Source organism: Moheibacter stercoris, assembly GCF_040545805.1.
Taxonomy (GTDB): Bacteria; Bacteroidota; Bacteroidia; order Flavobacteriales; family Weeksellaceae; genus Moheibacter; species Moheibacter stercoris.
The window spans coordinates 37,550-55,170 of the sequence record NZ_JBEPMO010000010.1 but is presented as its reverse complement, the minus strand read 5'-3'; the positions used below and the strand labels follow the sequence as shown (position 1 = coordinate 55,170).

The 17,621-nt window shown below is 36.0% G+C and carries 18 protein-coding genes; 11 read left to right on the top strand and 7 right to left on the bottom strand.

What is annotated here, in order from left to right; genetic code table 11:
- Positions 1-68: 68 nt before the first annotated feature.
- Complete coding sequence (leuS, locus tag ABID46_RS09220) at positions 69-2,924, bottom strand: leucine--tRNA ligase (RefSeq protein WP_354509336.1); 2,856 nt, start codon at positions 2,922-2,924, stop codon at positions 69-71.
- A 203-nt stretch (positions 2,925-3,127) separates the two neighbouring features.
- On the opposite strand from leuS, the gene ABID46_RS09215 reads away from it, so the two are divergent.
- On the top strand, positions 3,128-3,544 hold the full coding sequence (locus ABID46_RS09215; protein WP_354509334.1) for a hypothetical protein: 417 nt from the start codon (positions 3,128-3,130) through the stop codon (positions 3,542-3,544).
- Here the strand turns inward: ABID46_RS09215 and ABID46_RS09210 are convergent.
- The gene (locus ABID46_RS09210) at positions 3,541-3,897 is read right to left on the bottom strand and encodes an MmcQ/YjbR family DNA-binding protein (RefSeq protein ID WP_354509332.1); all 357 of its coding nucleotides are present in this window, start codon (positions 3,895-3,897) and stop codon (positions 3,541-3,543) included. The two genes, ABID46_RS09215 and ABID46_RS09210, sit on opposite strands and share 4 nt — an antisense overlap.
- Positions 3,898-4,009: 112 nt before the next feature.
- Between ABID46_RS09210 and ABID46_RS09205 the strand changes: the two genes are divergently transcribed.
- The 10 genes from ABID46_RS09205 to ABID46_RS09160 all read left to right on the top strand — a co-directional run bounded on the left by ABID46_RS09205 (position 4,010) and on the right by ABID46_RS09160 (position 10,915).
- On the top strand, positions 4,010-4,876 hold the full coding sequence (locus ABID46_RS09205; protein WP_182042815.1) for a sigma-70 family RNA polymerase sigma factor: 867 nt from the start codon (positions 4,010-4,012) through the stop codon (positions 4,874-4,876).
- A 184-nt stretch (positions 4,877-5,060) separates the two neighbouring features.
- Positions 5,061-5,246, top strand: a complete 186-nt coding sequence (locus ABID46_RS09200) for a hypothetical protein (RefSeq protein ID WP_354509330.1) — start codon at positions 5,061-5,063, stop codon at positions 5,244-5,246.
- 75 nt (positions 5,247-5,321) lie between these two features.
- Positions 5,322-5,576, top strand: a complete 255-nt coding sequence (locus tag ABID46_RS09195; protein WP_354509328.1) for a hypothetical protein — start codon at positions 5,322-5,324, stop codon at positions 5,574-5,576.
- 68 nt (positions 5,577-5,644) lie between these two features.
- Positions 5,645-6,292 (top strand): ribulose-phosphate 3-epimerase, encoded by a 648-nt coding sequence (gene rpe, locus ABID46_RS09190; RefSeq protein ID WP_354509407.1) that lies wholly within the window; start codon positions 5,645-5,647, stop codon positions 6,290-6,292.
- A gap of 121 nt (positions 6,293-6,413) precedes the next feature.
- Positions 6,414-7,049 carry a hypothetical protein gene (locus ABID46_RS09185; protein ID WP_354509326.1) on the top strand — a complete coding sequence of 212 codons (636 nt, stop codon included), beginning with the start codon at positions 6,414-6,416 and terminating at the stop codon, positions 7,047-7,049.
- A gap of 29 nt (positions 7,050-7,078) precedes the next feature.
- Complete coding sequence (locus ABID46_RS09180; RefSeq protein WP_354509324.1) at positions 7,079-7,729, top strand: hypothetical protein; 651 nt, start codon at positions 7,079-7,081, stop codon at positions 7,727-7,729.
- Between the two features lie 24 nt (positions 7,730-7,753).
- Positions 7,754-8,419, top strand: coding sequence for a hypothetical protein (locus ABID46_RS09175; protein WP_354509322.1), 666 nt, complete (start codon positions 7,754-7,756; stop codon positions 8,417-8,419).
- A 496-nt stretch (positions 8,420-8,915) separates the two neighbouring features.
- On the top strand, positions 8,916-9,551 hold the full coding sequence (locus tag ABID46_RS09170) for a hypothetical protein (protein ID WP_354509320.1): 636 nt from the start codon (positions 8,916-8,918) through the stop codon (positions 9,549-9,551).
- 30 nt (positions 9,552-9,581) lie between these two features.
- Positions 9,582-10,232, top strand: a complete 651-nt coding sequence (locus tag ABID46_RS09165; protein ID WP_354509318.1) for a hypothetical protein — start codon at positions 9,582-9,584, stop codon at positions 10,230-10,232.
- A gap of 17 nt (positions 10,233-10,249) precedes the next feature.
- Entirely contained in the window at positions 10,250-10,915 is a 666-nt protein-coding gene (locus ABID46_RS09160; RefSeq protein ID WP_354509316.1) for a hypothetical protein, read from the top strand.
- 65 nt (positions 10,916-10,980) lie between these two features.
- Here the strand turns inward: ABID46_RS09160 and ABID46_RS09155 are convergent, their stop codons facing one another.
- The 5 genes from ABID46_RS09155 to ABID46_RS09135 all read right to left on the bottom strand — a co-directional run bounded on the left by ABID46_RS09155 (position 10,981) and on the right by ABID46_RS09135 (position 17,501).
- Positions 10,981-11,958, bottom strand: a complete 978-nt coding sequence (locus tag ABID46_RS09155; RefSeq protein ID WP_354509314.1) for a YheT family hydrolase — start codon at positions 11,956-11,958, stop codon at positions 10,981-10,983.
- The gene (locus ABID46_RS09150) at positions 11,958-12,251 is read right to left on the bottom strand and encodes a DciA family protein (protein WP_354509312.1); all 294 of its coding nucleotides are present in this window, start codon (positions 12,249-12,251) and stop codon (positions 11,958-11,960) included. Before ABID46_RS09150 ends, ABID46_RS09155 begins: the two co-directional genes overlap by 1 nt.
- Entirely contained in the window at positions 12,248-13,327 is a 1,080-nt protein-coding gene (gene recF, locus ABID46_RS09145; RefSeq protein ID WP_354509310.1) for a DNA replication/repair protein RecF, read from the bottom strand. The genes ABID46_RS09150 and recF overlap by 4 nt, the downstream gene beginning before the upstream one ends.
- Before the next feature lie 96 nt (positions 13,328-13,423).
- Positions 13,424-14,380 carry a PorP/SprF family type IX secretion system membrane protein gene (locus ABID46_RS09140; protein ID WP_354509308.1) on the bottom strand — a complete coding sequence of 319 codons (957 nt, stop codon included), beginning with the start codon at positions 14,378-14,380 and terminating at the stop codon, positions 13,424-13,426.
- A gap of 82 nt (positions 14,381-14,462) precedes the next feature.
- Positions 14,463-17,501 carry a T9SS type B sorting domain-containing protein gene (locus ABID46_RS09135; RefSeq protein WP_354509306.1) on the bottom strand — a complete coding sequence of 1,013 codons (3,039 nt, stop codon included), beginning with the start codon at positions 17,499-17,501 and terminating at the stop codon, positions 14,463-14,465.
- Positions 17,502-17,621 lie beyond the last annotated feature (120 nt).

The window sequence follows — 17,621 nt, the reverse complement described above, 5'->3', positions numbered from 1 at the left end:
CTGCCAAAAATTAGGCTTCCATTCAAAATCTTGCTACCTAAAATTTTGACGTATTTTCAACCTAAGTTTTATCCTACTATATTAATAATTTTTCCTGGAACGATGATAATATTTTTTGGAGTTTTCCCATTTAATTGTTTGATGGTACGCTCATCAGACATAACCGCTTCTTGAATTTGTTCTTTTGTCAAATCCATTGGCAATTCCAATTTGAAACGCATTTTCCCATTAAATGAAACCGGATATTCCTTGGCATCTTCCACCAACCATTTCGCATCAAATTCTGGAAATTCAGCCGTTGCAATGCTTTCCTTATGTCCTGCAGCTTCCCAAAGTTCTTCGGCAATATGCGGCGCATAAGGTGAAATCAAAACAGCCAAAGGCTCCAAAACCGCACGTTTGTTACAGTTCAATTTGGTCAATTCATTCACCGCAATCATAAAATTGGAAACCGAGGTATTGAACGAGAAATTATGAATGTCTTCGTCTACCTTTTTGATGGTTTGATGCAATACTTTCATTTCTTCTTTGGTCGCTTCCTCGTCAGACAAGAAGAACGTTTCTCCTTCTCCACTGTGGTACAATCTCCACAATTTTTTCAAGAATCCAGAAACACCACTTAAACCTTGGGTATTCCATGGTTTTGCTTGTTCAATCGGACCTAAAAACATTTCGTACAAACGAAGTGTATCGGCGCCGTACTGTTCACAAATATCGTCTGGATTGACAACGTTGTATTTGGATTTGGACATTTTTTCGACTTCGCGAGACGTCATAAAACGACCATCTTCTTCTAAAATAAATTCAGCATCGGCAAAATCTTCGCGCCAAGCTTTGAATTTTTCTGTATCCAATTCATCACCATCTACCAACAAACTTACATCAACATGAATTGGGGTTGTTTCGTACTGATCTTTCAAATTAGCCGATACAAATTGATTTGTTCCATTAATTCTATGGGCAAACGCACTCATCCCCAAGATCATTCCTTGGTTAATCAATTTCTGAGCGAATTCATCAGTTGGCGCCCATCCGCGGTCAAACAAGAATTTCTGCCAAAAACGCGCATATAGTAAGTGTCCGGTGGCATGTTCGCTTCCTCCCATATACAAATCCACTTCTTTCCAATAGTCCAATGCTTCTTTGGACGCAAATTGATCATAATTATTTGGATCCATATAACGCAAGAAATACCAAGAACTTCCTGCCCAACCTGGCATGGTGTTCAATTCCAATGGGAACACTGTTTCGTTGTCGATCAAATCATTGGAAACCACTTCATTTTTCGACGTATCCCACGCCCATTTTTTTGCTCTTCCCAAAGGTGGCTCACCCGTTTCGGTAGGTAAATATTCATCAACTTCTGGCAATACCAAAGGCAAATGCGCTGCGCTAATCATATACGGAACTCCGTCTTTGTAATAGGCCGGAACAGGTTCTCCCCAATAACGCTGACGAGAAAATACGGCATCGCGCAAACGGAAGTTAACTTTTCCTTTTCCAATTCCTTTTTCTTCCAACAATGCAATGATTTTGTCCGTTGCTTCTTGGTAACCTAAACCCTTTAGGACGTCTGAATTTTGCAATTCAAATCCTTCTTTTTCGACAAAAGCAGCTTCCGAAAGATCTTTGTCTTTGAATATATGGATAATTGGTAAGTCGAAATGTTTCGCAAATTTATAGTCGCGTTCATCTCCCGCTGGAACAGCCATTACAGCACCAGTTCCATATCCCGAAAGCACATAATCCCCAATCCAAATTGGTACTTCTTGTCCCGTAAACGGATGAATCGCATAAGCACCGGTAAATTCACCCGTGATTTTACTTACATCGGCCATACGCTCACGTTCGGAACGTTTCGATGTTTGCTCAACATAAGCGGTTACGGCTTCTCTCCTATCCTCAGTCACGATCTTTTCTACCAACGGATGTTCTGGCGCCAAAGTCACATAGGAAACACCGAAAACCGTATCGGGACGAGTTGTGAAAACTTCAATTTTTGCATCCGAATTCTGAACATCAAATTGAATGGAAGCACCTTTGCTTTTTCCAATCCAATTGGTTTGAGCATCTTTGATAGGCGTTGGCCAATCGATTTTGTCCAATCCCGTCAACAAGCGATCTGCAAAAGCTGTGATTCGCATCATCCATTGGGTCATTTTTTTACGAACCACCGGATATCCGCCACGTTCGGAAACCCCATTTACGACCTCATCATTGGCCAAAACTGTTCCCAAAGCAGCACACCAATTTACTTCTGCTTCTGCCAAAAAAGTCAAACGGTATTTCAACAAGATTTCTTGTTGTTGTTTTTCGGAGAATTGATTCCATTCTTCTGCGCTGAAAGTCGGTGTATCCTCATCACAAGATGCATTGACTTTCGCATTTCCAATTTGCTCAAACACATTGATCAATTCGTCAATAGAACGCGCTTGATTCAAATCATTGTCATAATAAGAATTGAACAATTGGATAAAAATCCATTGGGTCCATTTATAATAAGAAGGATCTGAGGTACGAATTTCACGATCCCAATCATAGGCCAAACCAATTTTTTTCAATTGGCGTTCGTATCCTTCAATCTTATTTCCTTGTTTATCCGTTCCTCCTTCAATGTTCACGGCTGTGGTGATCGCTGGATGCTGACCTGTCTGAATAGCATATTGTTCCGCAGGTAAACCAAACGAATCATAGCCCATTGGATGTAAAACATTGAAACCTTTCAATCGTTTGAATCGAGAAAAAATATCGGAAGCGATATACCCAAGCGGATGACCTACGTGTAATCCTGCTCCAGATGGATAAGGAAACATATCCAAAACATAATATTTTGGTTTGGTCGAATGGTTTTCTGCTTTGAATGTTTTATTTTCTGCCCAATATTTCTGCCATTTGGCTTCTATTTCTTTGTGATGATATTGCATGGTTTCAATTTTGAAGGTGCAAATTTAGCCATTTTTGAACAGATTTATTTGAATTCGTTTCGAAATTAAACCGAGAAAAAAATTGACAGAAAATCGATTAGGGACTAATTATTTTACCAAATAATAATTCTGTCATTGGATTCCATGTTTATCTAATGAAAATTCTGTTATTTTTGCATACAACATAATCCAACTAAACCAAATTGGAAGAACGAAAAAAACATAAAACAAAATGGAAAACTTTCTATTGGATGATGGTGTTGGCCATATTCGTAGCACTTATTTTCTTGGTTCGTTTTGTTTTAAATAGCTCCAAAATATTTGTAGACCAATCAACCGTCATTCATCCCTATTACATTGAGTGGCCGTATGAACGTGATGGTTCCCTTCGAATTAATGAACCTTATTTCTTAAAATCAACTGCAGCCTTGATTAAAGAAGAAGTGACGCATGTACTGATGGATTCTGCTGCCATTGATTCTTTTTTCAATGAATCTGAAGATAGCCGAATTTTACGAGACATTAAGGAACCTTTTTTAATTTGGAAGGACGCAAACAATGATACCATTCATGTGGTGAAAAACAATGTTCACATGAAATTTAAATTGGATAATAATTAATCCAACCCAAATTCCAGTCTTTTTTGTTTGGATAAGGATTTCACCACCAATTCATAGGAATGATCAATTAATTTTTGAAGTAATTCTTCTGAAAGATTACCTTCAAAAGAAATTGTATTCCAGTGTTTCTTATTCATATGATACCCTGGCTGAACTTCTTCATAATTTTCTCGCAATTCCTCAGCATAAGTTGGATCGCATTTCAAATTCACGGAAAATTCCGGATTGTCCAAGCCCGATAAGGCAAATATCTTCCCTCCAACCTTGAACACCAAGGTTTCAGGTCCAAAAGGAAATTCTTCTGTGACAGCCTTTTTGGAGAGACAATACTGATGGAAATCTTCGATATGCATAGAAAATAAAATGAATCAATTGCTAAAATTACAATAATTGTATAAAAATCTGTAACCTTTTGTAACCTTTCTACGTATACTATATATTACACTCAAAATATAAGATCAAAGAATGCGACAGCTCAAAATCACCAAGCAGGTAACCAATAGAGAAACTGCTTCACTTGACAAATATTTACAAGAAATTGGTAAGGTTGACCTTATCACAGCTGATGAAGAAGTAGAATTAGCACAAAGAATCAAAGCGGGAGACCGTGTTGCTTTGGAAAAATTAACAAAAGCTAATTTACGTTTCGTTGTTTCGGTAGCAAAACAATACCAAAATCAAGGGTTAAGTTTACCCGATTTGATCAATGAAGGAAATTTAGGTTTGATCAAAGCTGCACAGCGTTTTGATGAAACTCGTGGTTTCAAATTCATTTCCTATGCGGTATGGTGGATTCGTCAATCCATTCTACAAGCTTTGGCTGAACAATCTCGTATCGTTCGTTTGCCTTTGAACAAAATTGGTTCGATCAATAAAATCAACAAAGCGTACGCTACATTGGAACAAGAGCATGAACGTGCTCCTTCTGCAGAGGAAATCTCTGAATTATTGGACATGTCTGAAAGCGACGTAAAAGAGTCGATGAAGAACTCAGGTCGTCACGTATCCATGGATGCTCCATTGGTAGAAGGAGAAGATTCTAACTTGTATGATGTCTTGAACACAGGAGAATCTCCAAGTCCAGATGGATCTTTGATGACAGAATCTTTGCGTATCGAAATCGAACGTGCGTTACAAACATTGACTCCAAGAGAAGCAGACTTGATTCGTTTGTATTTCGGACTAAATGGTGCTCACCCAATGACTTTGGAAGAAATTGGTGAAACTTTTGATTTGACTAGAGAACGTGTTCGCCAGATCAAAGAAAAAGCAATCAGAAGATTGAAACATACGTCAAGAAGTAAAATCTTGAAATCTTACATCGGAAGATAAAAATTCAATTTAAGATATTCTCAATCTCTCTGTTTACGCGGAGGGATTTTTTTTATAAAAATCTCAAAATGAATCCCTTAACTTGGTTATAACTTAAAATTAAAACTAAATGAGGACATTCTTTTCTGTAGGAATTCTATTTCTTATTTAAAATATAACATTTTCGCAAGAAAAATCGGTTGATATGTTAAGTATCAATGCAGGTGCCTTAGGAGCTGAAATTGGCTATGAAAAACGACTTAACGATGATTTCATTTTGAGTGGGAAATTGGAATACGAAATGATTGTATCAGGCGATGATAAAGAATCATGGTTTAAAATGCTTGCATTTGTGAGGACGCCAACCATAGGAGTTGAAGGACGTTATTAGTTAAATTTCGACAAACGAATTGAAAAAGATTTGATTACACGCAATAATTCCGCTGATTTTATAGCTTTTTAAGTTTTGGGAGCACCTTTCAAAACAGCTCAATTAGGAGATTCTGATAGCAAATATGTGCGTTTAAACTTCATTCCAAAATACACATTAAGAAGAAGTTTAGCTGAAAATTTCTTCTTGGAATGGGAATTAGGCCCAAATTTCAGCCTATTCAGCAACGAAATAAAATGGGATAGAAATGAAAACAATGAAATCCTTCCAACCTATAGAGGGTTTGAAATGACAATTCACGCTGCCTTCCGTATTGGCTACCGATTTTAATTGGAACTAAGAAAAATTTTCATGTCAAAAGTTTGAGCGAAGTTCTATCTTTGCACAAACACAGAATTATGCCAATTATCGCTCCTTCAATTTTAGCAGCCGACTTTTCCAATTTGATTAAAGACATAGAAATGGTCAATCAAAGTGAGGCCGAATGGTTTCATTTGGATGTGATGGATGGGGTTTTCGTTCCCAACATTTCCTATGGAATGCCTGTTATCAAAGCAATTGATGACCATACCGACAAAGTGATGGATGTACATTTGATGATTGTACAACCCGAACGTTATATCAAAGATTTCAAAGAAGTGGGAGCCGATGTTTTGACTGTTCATTATGAAGCTTGCACCCATTTGCATCGCACGATTCAAGCTATCAAAGATGAAGGGATGAAAGCGGGAGTGGCATTGAATCCACATACACCTGTTCATTTATTGGAAGACATCATTCATGATTTGGATTTGTTGTTGATCATGAGTGTAAATCCAGGTTTTGGCGGACAAAAATTCATCCAAAATACGTACGAGAAAATCACCCAAGCAAAGAATTTAATTGAACGAAAGAATGCTTCTACCTTAATCGAAATTGATGGTGGTGTTGGCTTAGGAAATGCCGCTCAATTAAGTCAATTAGGTGCAGATGTTTTGGTTGCGGGAAGTTCAGTTTTTCAATCAAACGATCCCATGGGGACAATTTCCGAATTACTTCGCTCATGAATAAAGTGTATTTAATTAAAATTCAATTAATTAAATGATTTAACTGAATTTTAACATTTTATTTGTAGTTTATAGTGTGAAAATTTCTATTTTTGCACTCTCTCACTATAAACACTTTACCATGAAAACAATTGTATTTTCAGCAATTATTTTATTGGGCAATTTTCTCTATGCCCAAGTCGGGATTAACACAGATAGCCCTAGACCAGGAGTAGCTTTAGAAGTTTACGGGACTATGAAAGCCAAGAAAGTAATTTTCCCTGACCTTCCTCCAGTTACGCTTCAAGACCGAGATTCATTTTTGTATTTGGTACAAGACCAAACCGACAATAGTTTAGGTATGTTAGATTTAACAGCTAATAATGGAGTTGGTGGAAGCAATGCGGGTGGTATTTCCACTTTATTGACCTACGTTATTGATAATGTTGACGGCGACTGGATTTTGGATTTTGACACCAAAATTAATGCAAGTAATTACGCACTAGTTATCCTATCCGCAAGTTTTGACAGACCTGTTCAAGGAAACAAACCCGCTTTACCAATTGCAGGAGCAAAAATTGGAACCAATGGAACTTGGCATATTGAAGCAGATTATTCAGCAGTTAACTCTTCCACCAATGGAAAATGGACCATTTCTTGTGTTGCTTACCCAAAAACTTATGCTAAAATATTTCCGCAACAAAACGTAACCATTAACAATGGTTCTTCTGGAAATAATACAACCGGTTCAGCAACTACGCCTTTGGTTGATTTCTAAAACTCTCAATTACATAAACTAAAATTTCTATGAAAAACAACTTTTCATTAATAGCTTTGCTATTGACTATATTTTCGTATTCCCAAATCGGAATAGGGATAGAAAATCCAACTGAACTTTTAGAAGTTGACGGTGTAACAGTCGTAAATGACAAATTCTACATCGATGGTTTGGATGATTATTCAAGTGGTGTTGATGATTTTCGATTGATTGCTATCAATCCTTCAAGTGCGGATTTCGATGGTAATATCATTGAATTTTACGGAAACCAAGAAATCATGCCAATCATCATCCAACCCTATGAAATTCAAAATATTTACCGAGATGATTTGAACAACTTGGATTTGAAAATTTCTACTGACCGATATGTGATTTCCATTTCCAATTTTGAAGCGATTCCATCTGCAGGAAATCAAGGATTGTATAAGACTTCTGGTGGTAATTCTTCTTCAAGCTCTAGAACTTATGGGAATTTCGTGATCAGAACATTTGAACAAAGTGGAACTTGGAGAGTAAATATTGGTTCTCCTACTGCCAATACAAGAAACACTTCAGATCGTTATACCTATAAATTTGACATTGTATTATTTCCAAAACGCTTTTTCAAAAATTTAGGAAACATTCCATACAATTTAAATGGAAGTAATTCAGGTCAAGCTTCAGTCGCTCCAAATTTATAATAACCCCTTTATTAGAAACACTTTATGAAAAATATATTCTACTTATTGTTTGTTCTTTCGAGTTCAATCTTGTTTGCGCAAGTTGGTATAGGAACAGATACTCCACAATCTACTTTGGATGTAAATGGAAACTTTAAGATTCATGAGAACGGAAAGTTATTCTTGGAAAATCCTGGAATTTACTCCAACCAAGGAAGTTCTTCTTTGATGCTTGTGAAAGATCTAAATGACAACACTTTAAAGAAATTTAATCCAGAAACTTTACCCTTTTCATCGGTAAGTTTTACTACTTACTTTTTTGACAATGTAGATGAAAAAGGTTTGGTAAGCTATGATACCAAAATCAATGCAGATCGTTTTCATGTTTGTGTTGGTGGATACCGTGTATTGAGCCACAGTGGATCCACAAGTATTTCATTAACCGGAACAACAGGTTCTAATAATGCTACCATTAATTATTTACCCTTATACAATTCAAGAGCTTATGTCAATCCAGCGACCAATACTTGGATTTTAACTTTTCAACCCAATAGTGGAAGAACATTTGAATCAAACATTGATTTGTATTTAAATGTTTCAATCTATTTCAAAAACTTTTTAACCAAAACAAATGCACCGATAGTAGTCAACATGAACGGAAACATTTCCGGAAATGGTACTGCTACACCGCCAGTTGGAGCTATGCCTTAACAAAAATTTCACCTAAACAAATTTTAAAAGCTCAACTTTTGGTTGGGCTTTTTTTATTATCAACCACCAAAATAATTCCTTAGTTTTTAGCAATATAATCGTTTAAACGATTTTACACCAATCGCATAACACACTCTTAATTAGGAAAATAAGCACAACAATTTGTAATTGTTTAAAAAAAATAATCTATATTTAAAACCTCTAACTAAAACAACATAACCATGAACATCACTTCACTTTAAAATTTTTCAGTTCAGCCATACACAAATTATAGAAATTTAGAATTCTCTATTATGTATGGATTCTGCTATAATTGACCTTTCATTAATTTTTCGATTGAATTTCAATACCCAAGAAACCACCATCAAAAATTAAATTTCCTGACACTCCATTGCTGATTTTAATAATCTAAAATCAATTTGTAAAAAACGTATGAAATTTCACAAGAAAAGACGATTTCATATAAGCTCTCACTCTAACTTATCATTACTTAACCATGAAAACAGTTGTATTTTCAACCTTAATTTTATTGGGCTCAATTCTCTATGCCCAAGTCGGAATTAATACCGACAGTCCTAGGCCTGGTGTTGCTTTAGAAGTCTACGGCACCATGAAAACAAAAAAAGTTATTTTCCCAGATTTACCACCTTTAACCCTACAAGACAGAAATTCATTTTTGTATTTGATTCAAGATCAAACCGACAATAGTTTAGGTATGTTGGATTTAACTGCCTCAAATGGAGGAAATGGAAACGAAGCAGGAGGAATTTCCACATTATTAACGTATGTCATATCTAATGTAAACGGAGATTGGATTTTGGATTTCGACACAAAGGTAAATGCAACCAATTACGCACTGGTCGTTTTATCGGCGAGTTTTGATAGACCGATCGAAGGTACAAACCCTGCCTTACCAATAGCAGGAACCAAAGTGGGCGTAAGCGGAACTTGGCATATAGAAGCAGATTATTCAGCAGTTGATTCCTCTACCAACGGTACTTGGACAATAACCTGTGTAGCCTATCCCAAAACCTACGCAAAAATTTTTCCTCAGCAAACCGTTTCGATAAATGCGAATCAAAATGGCAATAATCAATCGGGATCGGCAACGCAACCTCTTATTGACTTTTAATTCTCTTAAAACTTAATTTAATAACGAACTATGAAAAAAAGAATTTCATTTCTCAGCATACTATGGAGTATTTTCACCTTTGCACAAATTGGCATCGGCGTAGAGAACCCAACAGAACTTTTAGAAGTCGACGGGACAACGGTAATCAACGATAAATTTTACGTGGATGGTTTGGATGATTATTCGGGAACTGTAGACGATTTTCATTTAATTGCCATTAATCCGGAAAGTGATGACTTTGATGGAAGTATTATTGAATTCTACGGCAATCAAGAAATCATGCCCATCATCATTCAACCTTATGAAATTCAAAATATTTACCGAGATGATTTAAATAATTTGGATTTAAATGTATCTACGGACCAATATGTCATTTCCATTTCAAATTTTGAAGCAATTCCTTCAGCCAATAATTTAGGCTTGTATAAAATCAGTGGTAACAATAGTTCCACAAGCAGTAGATCGTATGGAAACTTTGTCATCAGAGCATTTGCACAAAGCGGAACTTGGAGAGTGAACATTGGTTCGCCCACTGCCAACACAAGAAACACCACGGATCGCTATACCTATAAATTTGATGTTGTATTATTCCCGAAACGATTTTTCAAAAACATTGGAAATATTAATTACAATTTAAACGGAAGCAATTCAGGGCAAGCACCAGTAGCACCCAATCTATAACATAACGCTAAAATCCTATGAAAAAAATATTTATTATTTATACCTGTATATTCTCACAATTCTTGTTGGCTCAAGTGGGAATTGGCACAGATAATCCACAAGCAACCTTGGATATAAATGGAAATTTGAAAATTCATGAAAATGGAAAGCTTTACTTAGAAAATCCAGGACTTTACAACAATCAATCTAGTTCTTCTTTAATGATTGTAAAAGACTTAAGTGACAACACTTTGAAAAAATTCAATCCTGAATCCATGCCGTTTTCGTCGGTAAGTTTTACTACTTATTTTTTCGATAATGTTGACGAATCTGGACTTCTAAGCTATGATACTAAAATTAATGCAGATCGCTTTCATGTTTGTATAGGAGGATATAGAGTTCTAAAACATGATGGAGATACCTCTATTTCCTTATCTGGAACTACAGGATCCGATAATTCTACCATAAATTACTTACCATTATACAATTCAAGAGCTTATGTCAATCCTGCAACCAATACCTGGATTTTAACCTTTCGTCCAAATAGCGGGCGAGTATTTGAGTCAAACATAGATTTATATTTAAATGTATCTATTTACTTCAAGAATTTTTTAACCAAAACGAATTCTCCAATTGTAGTCAATATGAATGCAAACACTTCTGGTGAGGGCTCTGCTCCTTCACCTGATGGAGCTATGCCTTAACTAAAAACCACACCTTCTAAACAAAAGCCCAATTGTAGAATCGGGCTTTTGTTTTTATAAATACTTCAGGAAAATTTTCGATTTCTTTTAATGGATTCAAAAAATTCAAAACCTCTCACTTCTGAATAGGAATAAGGCGAATTTTTCATTGGAAAAGCACAATGCCCACCATTTTTAGGCGTTTCTAAATAAATATTCGGATGATTTTTCGCGAATTCTATTGGAAAGCAATTCTCACCTAAAAAAGGGTCATCCCAAGCGTTAATAACCAAAACTGGAGTTTTTATTAATTCCATTGTATAATCTGGTGAAGCTTTACGGTAATAATCTTCTTTGTCTTGAAATCCGTGCAAAGGAGCGGTAAAATAATCATCTACTTCATCAAAAGTTTTAATTTTAGCAACCTTTGACCAATCGATCAATTCAGGAAATTGTTGTCTTTTTTCTCTTAATTTTCTTGAAATTTTAATCGTGAAATTTTTCAAATACACCCTATTAAAACCTCTTTTTAAACTTTCCACACTATCTTTTAGATGAATAGGAGTCGAGATGGCAACTCCTGCTTTGATCCAATTGTTTTCATTTTTTCGAGCCAAATAATTCATCACTTGAGCTCCACCCATCGAAAATCCCAAAAGGAATATTTCTTGAAATCCCTTTTCGCGAACAAATTGCACAATTCGATCCAAATCATCGACCGAGGCATGATGATACAAAACGGGCAGGCGATTCATTTCGCCGCTACAACTTCGATTGTTCCAAGCAAAAACAGACCAATTTTTCTCCAAAAAATAATTCGCGCTTGTATTGTTATAAGCACGATCAGAAGCGCCTTCTAAACCATGGCAAAGGATAATCGCCACTTCTTTGCTTTGAATTTTATAATCCACATCCAAAAAGTCACCATCCTCCAATTCCAATCGTTCGCGCTGATAATCGGGACGAATGGTCTTACGAAATCGACCTAAATAAATAGTCGATATATGAGGATTTTGAAAAAAACGAGAGGGTGCTACATAGTTGGATTTCTCAATTAGTGGCATTACAAAAATTTAATTTCGGTTAGGTATTCTTTTCCAATTCCTTCATTTATATGAGCTTTGATTTTATCTTTGCCATACAAAAGCTCATTTTTCAATTCGGGAGACTTTATTTTGATGTATAAAATTCGATTCTTCACTTCAAATCTCTCCACATATCCCATAATGTAGTTACCCATCATTTCTTGAAACATTTCTTCGGCTTGAACAGAGAAAATGCGCTCTTCCATGCCCAAGTCAGAAATCATTTGTTTGATGGCTTCACCTAAATTTTGGTTGTTATCTCTTCTTCTCAAAGTTTGAATATTTTACTATCTGAATTGATTTTTCGTATAATTCCTTCTGTTCGTTCTGGGTGCGTATCCGAAATAAAAATTTGTCCAAATCGTTCTTCATTGACCAATTTGATCAATTGTTCTACTCTTGATTCGTCCAATTTATCAAAAATATCGTCCAATAACAAGATAGGCGTAATGCCTAGATTTCGTTGAATGATTTCGAATTGGGCCAATTTCAAGGAAATCAAATAGGATTTTTGTTGACCTTGCGAACCAAACTTTTTCACCGGATAATTCATGATCGTGAGTTCGATGTCATCTTTATGAATTCCTTGGGTGGTGTATTGTGCCGCTTTGTCTTTCAAAACATTATCTCTCAACAGATTTTCAAAAGAATTTTCTGTCAATTGAGATTGGTAGACAATGTTGACGCTTTCATTTCCTTGCGATAAAATCTGATAGAATTCTTGGAAAATCGGCACAAAATCTTGCACCCATTTTTGGCGTTCAAGATGAATGTAATTCCCCAAGGAAATCAATTCCTCATCATAAATTTCCAAGGAAACTTTGTCAAACGTATTGTTCTGAAAGAAATACTTTAACAAGGTATTTCGTTGCGTTAACACTCGATTATACCGAATCAAATTGTTCAAATATTCCTTATTGGACTGAGAAATTATGTTGTCAATAAACTTTCTTCTCACATCGCTACCTTCTTTGATCAAATCCAAATCATAAGGCGAAATCATGACAATCGGATATTGGCCAATATGATCTGAAATCCGATCATAAGTTTTGGAATTTTTCTTCAAGACTTTTGCTTTGTTTCGTTGAACTGCACAAAAAATGACATCTTCTGTATAATTTCGTTCAAAAAGTCCTTCTAAAGTGAAAAAATCCGCATCAAATTGGATGTTTAGTGCGTCAGAATAATTCAAATAACTTTTGGACAAAGCCAAATAATGAACCGCATCCAACACATTGGTTTTCCCTACTCCATTTTTCCCTACAAATGCATTGATTTTGGGTGAAAATTCCCAATCTCTTTCGGTAAAGTTTTTAAAATTTCGGATTTGTATGGATTTCAGAAACATGGTTCAAAATTACGATAAAAGAATGGATGAAAAAGTTGAACGCATAAAAAAAGGACGGCAAAACCGTCCTTTTCAAGTATACTATAAAAATCTGTTTTATTGGTTAAAAGCAGGTTTGATAAAGTTTTCGATATCGAATCCTAAAACTGCTGTAAAACCATTGTTTCCTTCTTTGTTCATGTCACCCAATCCCATGTTGTAAGAAAATCCAAGATTCATGCGACCAATTTCAGCACCAATCATTGGAGATACGCTTAAGGATTGATTTTCTCCATTGAAGAAATCCATGCGATAATTCGCACCCAACCAAACTGCATTGTTTTGAAATTTCGCTTTTGCACGTAAATTGGCATCTAGACGACTATCTTCATCAAAATTGGAACGATAGGCCACCATTGGCTCTAAACTTAAGTTAGAAGCAAGGTTGATGGTTTTCCCTAACATACCATAATAGAAAATAGGACTTGGTTCATATTGATTGACAATCGGGTCATTGTAGCTCAAAGGGATGTCCAAAACAGACAAACCAATCATCCATCCTTCATAGGTTGCAGATGCACCAAAATTGATATAAGGAACATACACTCTTGTTTCCATATCGTTGTAAATGGGATCATTTGGATTCTCTACTTCTCCCGTGAAATGCATACCTGCGAAACTCAAAGATGTACCAAAAGAGAACTGATTTTTGGTGTCATAGTTGTTCTTTTTATTGTCTCCAATTGGAATATGGTAACCAGCCGATAAGTTGAAACTATTGGTTTTTGTATTCCCATTGTGATCGTTCATGAAATAAACCCCCAAACCTACACGGTCCACAATGTTTGCATGTGCACTCACTAAGGTTGTTACTGGGCTATTGGGCATATTGTCCCATTGCCTTCTATGAGAGGCTTTGAAAATAATATCATCTTCTGCACCAGTAAAAGAAGGATTCACGAGAAACTTATCCATTATATAATATTGCTCATCAAACGGTAAGCTTGATTGGGCAAAGGAACACATTGAGATTACACCCAATGCTAATGTTAAAAGTATATTTTGTTTTTTCATTTTAGGAGTATTGAATTATTCTGCTAAAAATTATTTTTTGAATGGAATTCTGGGAGGGCGAACCCTCCCATCCTTCTATTTCTTAATTTTTCTCGCCACGACTTTTTACCGTTACATGTCCTGTGAATTTACGTCCATCTGAGACATTGATGATGTACCAATAATCTTGAGTTGGAGCTTTCTGACCATTTTTGAAGTAACCATTCCAAATGACATTGGAATTCAATTCAGCTTCATAAACCAATCTTCCGCTACGGTCGTAAATAACCACGTTGGAACCTTCGTAAATTTCTAATCCTGGGATGTTCCAAGTATCATTGATACCATCACCATTTGGTGTAAACATCGTTGGAATTTTGAAAATTGCTATTTGTTGCGATACAATACATCCTTCAGCAGATTTCACATACACAGTTTGAATACCTGGTTGTAAATTGTTGAATTGATTGCTTGATTGCCAAACATATCCTGTCATGGAATATTCGTAAGGAGTTGCTCCTCCTGTAGCTTCAATGATTACTGAATTTGGACCTACAATCACATTGGTAATAGTTGGTGCTTCTCCTTGAGAAACAACAATGGTATCTTCACCTGCACAACCTTCCGCTGTATTGATAATCACTTTATAGGTTCCAGTTTGGTTAATCACCAATGAACTTCCTGTTTCATCTACCAACTCAACGTTATTTCTAAACCATGTATAAGTAATTCCAGTATACCCATTCAGATTTACGATTGGAGTTAACGTGAATTCACCCTCACACATCGCGAAATTTTCTCCTAAATCAACTTCCAATGCGGAAATACTGATGTTAATTTGCGCGATCGCAAAACATCCATCCTCATTTTGGATACGAACGTAAACCGTTCCTGATCCTGTAGAGTAATTGTTTGGATTTGGAATGAAAGCAGCGTTACCCGCTTGCGCATCTGCCATTGTTTCATAATACGTAACATTGTATTGATTTTGGTTTGGAATTACTTCAATCACAGTCAAATCAATGATTTCTGTTCCATCTAACCCAACATCACAATAGCTCATGTCCACATTTTGATATCCAACTACTCCATCATAAACGGATAAAGTAATCTCGGTAATTTCAACAATCTCTCCATTTCCATCTTTGACTTGCGCATAAATGATAGCAGGTGAGTTCGCGGTCGTTACGTTATAGTTGCCTGTTGGGATAACGTTATTGTTGGTATCATTGGTCGCATCTTCCTCAGTTGAATAAAATTTAACAGTTAATGTTGGATTTCCTTCTACCACATCAGTTGCGATGGCAGTTAAATCAAAAGTAACTTGCCCATCTTGGTCGTTATCACATTCTGCATATTCTGCATTTCCTTCCACAATAGAACAGTCAAAAGATCCTGTAGAATTCTCTTCATCGAAAATCAAGTTAACATATCCAAACGTTCCATATGTACCTGCATAATTGGTAATCATCATGATGTAAAACTCACCCTCTTGAGCGTTTGGAATTGTTACGTTTTCAAAAGCCGATGCCGAATAACTACAATCAACAACGGTTTGTAAATCATCATAATCACAAGGAACCTCAGTAAATGGCCCCCAAACGATAAAGTCTACATCAATAGGAGTTCCTTCTTGGTTCTCTTCTGTATATTGATTCAAATCGAAATGTAAAGTTCCCGATTCAGCAATCTTAAAATAATAGAATCTTGGATAAGGTTCACTTCCTAAACAACCATAATTCGGACCATCTGGTGCCGTGGCTGGAATCTCCCCATCATTTTGGAAAGGTATATTCAACCCAAATTCTGGACCAGGACAGGCTGCTTCTGGATTGATACAATCCTCCAATACTTTCAATAAAATATTGACGATTTTGGAACATCCATCGTCATTGGCAACTCGGCAATACACCAACGTATTGTCAGTCGCTGGATAATTCGTAGGATTGGCAATTTGATTGGTTTGATTCTCGGCATCTGCTAAGGTTGGATAATATTTAAACGTATGTTCGTTTGGATTGTCCACCACTTGTGGTTGAATCAAAGTAAGATTGAAATTTTCAATACCATCTCCGTCCACATCTACTTTTTCCAAATTGAACGAAACTCCATTGGTCGGTAATTCTCCAAAAACAACGTCGATTTCATCTTGTGAAGAACAATCACCACTTATAACCATTATTTTGTATAATCCTGAACTTGTAATCGTTATTTGATTGGTTGTTGCTCCTGGGATTGCAACTCCATCCTTGAACCATTGCAATTGAACATTAGGATCTGTTACGTTTACTTTTAATACATAGGAATCGGTTCCACATACCAATAAATCATCTCCTAAAACATCACCAGATTCATTGGTAATAGAAGATCCTAAATCAAATGAACCCGCTTCCAAAAATACAGCTGAATCATAGATGGTATCATAAGCATCTGCGATTACTAAACGAATATGATAGGTTTGTCCAGGTATTACAGGTGATTGAGCAGTCAAAGGAATTGTTCTACCACCATATGTAATATCATTAAAAGGACCTCCAACATAGTAAGTATCGTCACCACATCCTATAACATCATTGACATTGTCAATGGTTACAGGATCCCCATTTGGCAATCTTGCAATGTTTTTACCATTGATTCCCGGGTCATTGTTAATACCAGGACCACTGATAATAAATGCAAAAACGTCATTGTATCCTTCACAAGGGTAATCTGGGTATTCTTCAGAAGCGAAGATGTAGTTAAATGAAATAAAGTTCCCTTGTGGAACGAAATCAAATTCAAAAACTGTAGCATTATTGGTGCTAACTCCCGCTAAGTAACTTGCGGCATTATCACCTGCCCATCCATAATCACCGTCAGAAGCAAACTCACTTGACGGGCCATTTGCATTTCTAGCAAAACCTGTGGTAAGAACAATTCCTCTTTCAAATGGGAAATTTGAATTGCCTTTTTCAAAATATCCCCAACTGCGATCCACGTGTGGAAATTGTGCCGAGGGATTATCTTTTAATTGGAAATTAGATGTTGATGAACAAAATCCTCCATCTAATAAAACATTTGTGAGTAATTGTTCCGCAGTTAGATTTGTTTCTGGATGCGCCGCACTATTGACAACAATTGATTGGGCATTCAGGGAAAACAAAAATTGCAGGAAAAAAATTACGAGTAAAGTTTTTCTCATAAGTAAAACAAATTTGTATAGTATCCAGTGTTAATTTCGCATTAAAAATAAGTCAATTTTAACGAAAAATTAGCACTTTAA

Bases quoted from the DNA above. Each gene is read 5' to 3' on its own strand.
- leuS (WP_354509336.1), bottom strand. From the start codon at position 2,924: ATGCAATATCATCACAAAGAAATAGAAGCCAAATGGCAGAAATATTGG.
- ABID46_RS09210 (WP_354509332.1), bottom strand. From the start codon at position 3,897: ATGCATATCGAAGATTTCCATCAGTATTGTCTCTCCAAAAAGGCTGTC.
- ABID46_RS09205 (WP_182042815.1), top strand. From the start codon at position 4,010: ATGCGACAGCTCAAAATCACCAAGCAGGTAACCAATAGAGAAACTGCT.
- ABID46_RS09200 (WP_354509330.1), top strand. From the start codon at position 5,061: ATGTTAAGTATCAATGCAGGTGCCTTAGGAGCTGAAATTGGCTATGAA.
- rpe (WP_354509407.1), top strand. From the start codon at position 5,645: ATGCCAATTATCGCTCCTTCAATTTTAGCAGCCGACTTTTCCAATTTG.
- ABID46_RS09185 (WP_354509326.1), top strand. From the start codon at position 6,414: ATGAAAACAATTGTATTTTCAGCAATTATTTTATTGGGCAATTTTCTC.
- ABID46_RS09180 (WP_354509324.1), top strand. From the start codon at position 7,079: ATGAAAAACAACTTTTCATTAATAGCTTTGCTATTGACTATATTTTCG.
- ABID46_RS09175 (WP_354509322.1), top strand. From the start codon at position 7,754: ATGAAAAATATATTCTACTTATTGTTTGTTCTTTCGAGTTCAATCTTG.
- ABID46_RS09170 (WP_354509320.1), top strand. From the start codon at position 8,916: ATGAAAACAGTTGTATTTTCAACCTTAATTTTATTGGGCTCAATTCTC.
- ABID46_RS09165 (WP_354509318.1), top strand. From the start codon at position 9,582: ATGAAAAAAAGAATTTCATTTCTCAGCATACTATGGAGTATTTTCACC.
- ABID46_RS09160 (WP_354509316.1), top strand. From the start codon at position 10,250: ATGAAAAAAATATTTATTATTTATACCTGTATATTCTCACAATTCTTG.
- ABID46_RS09155 (WP_354509314.1), bottom strand. From the start codon at position 11,958: ATGCCACTAATTGAGAAATCCAACTATGTAGCACCCTCTCGTTTTTTT.
- recF (WP_354509310.1), bottom strand. From the start codon at position 13,327: ATGTTTCTGAAATCCATACAAATCCGAAATTTTAAAAACTTTACCGAA.
- ABID46_RS09140 (WP_354509308.1), bottom strand. From the start codon at position 14,380: ATGAAAAAACAAAATATACTTTTAACATTAGCATTGGGTGTAATCTCA.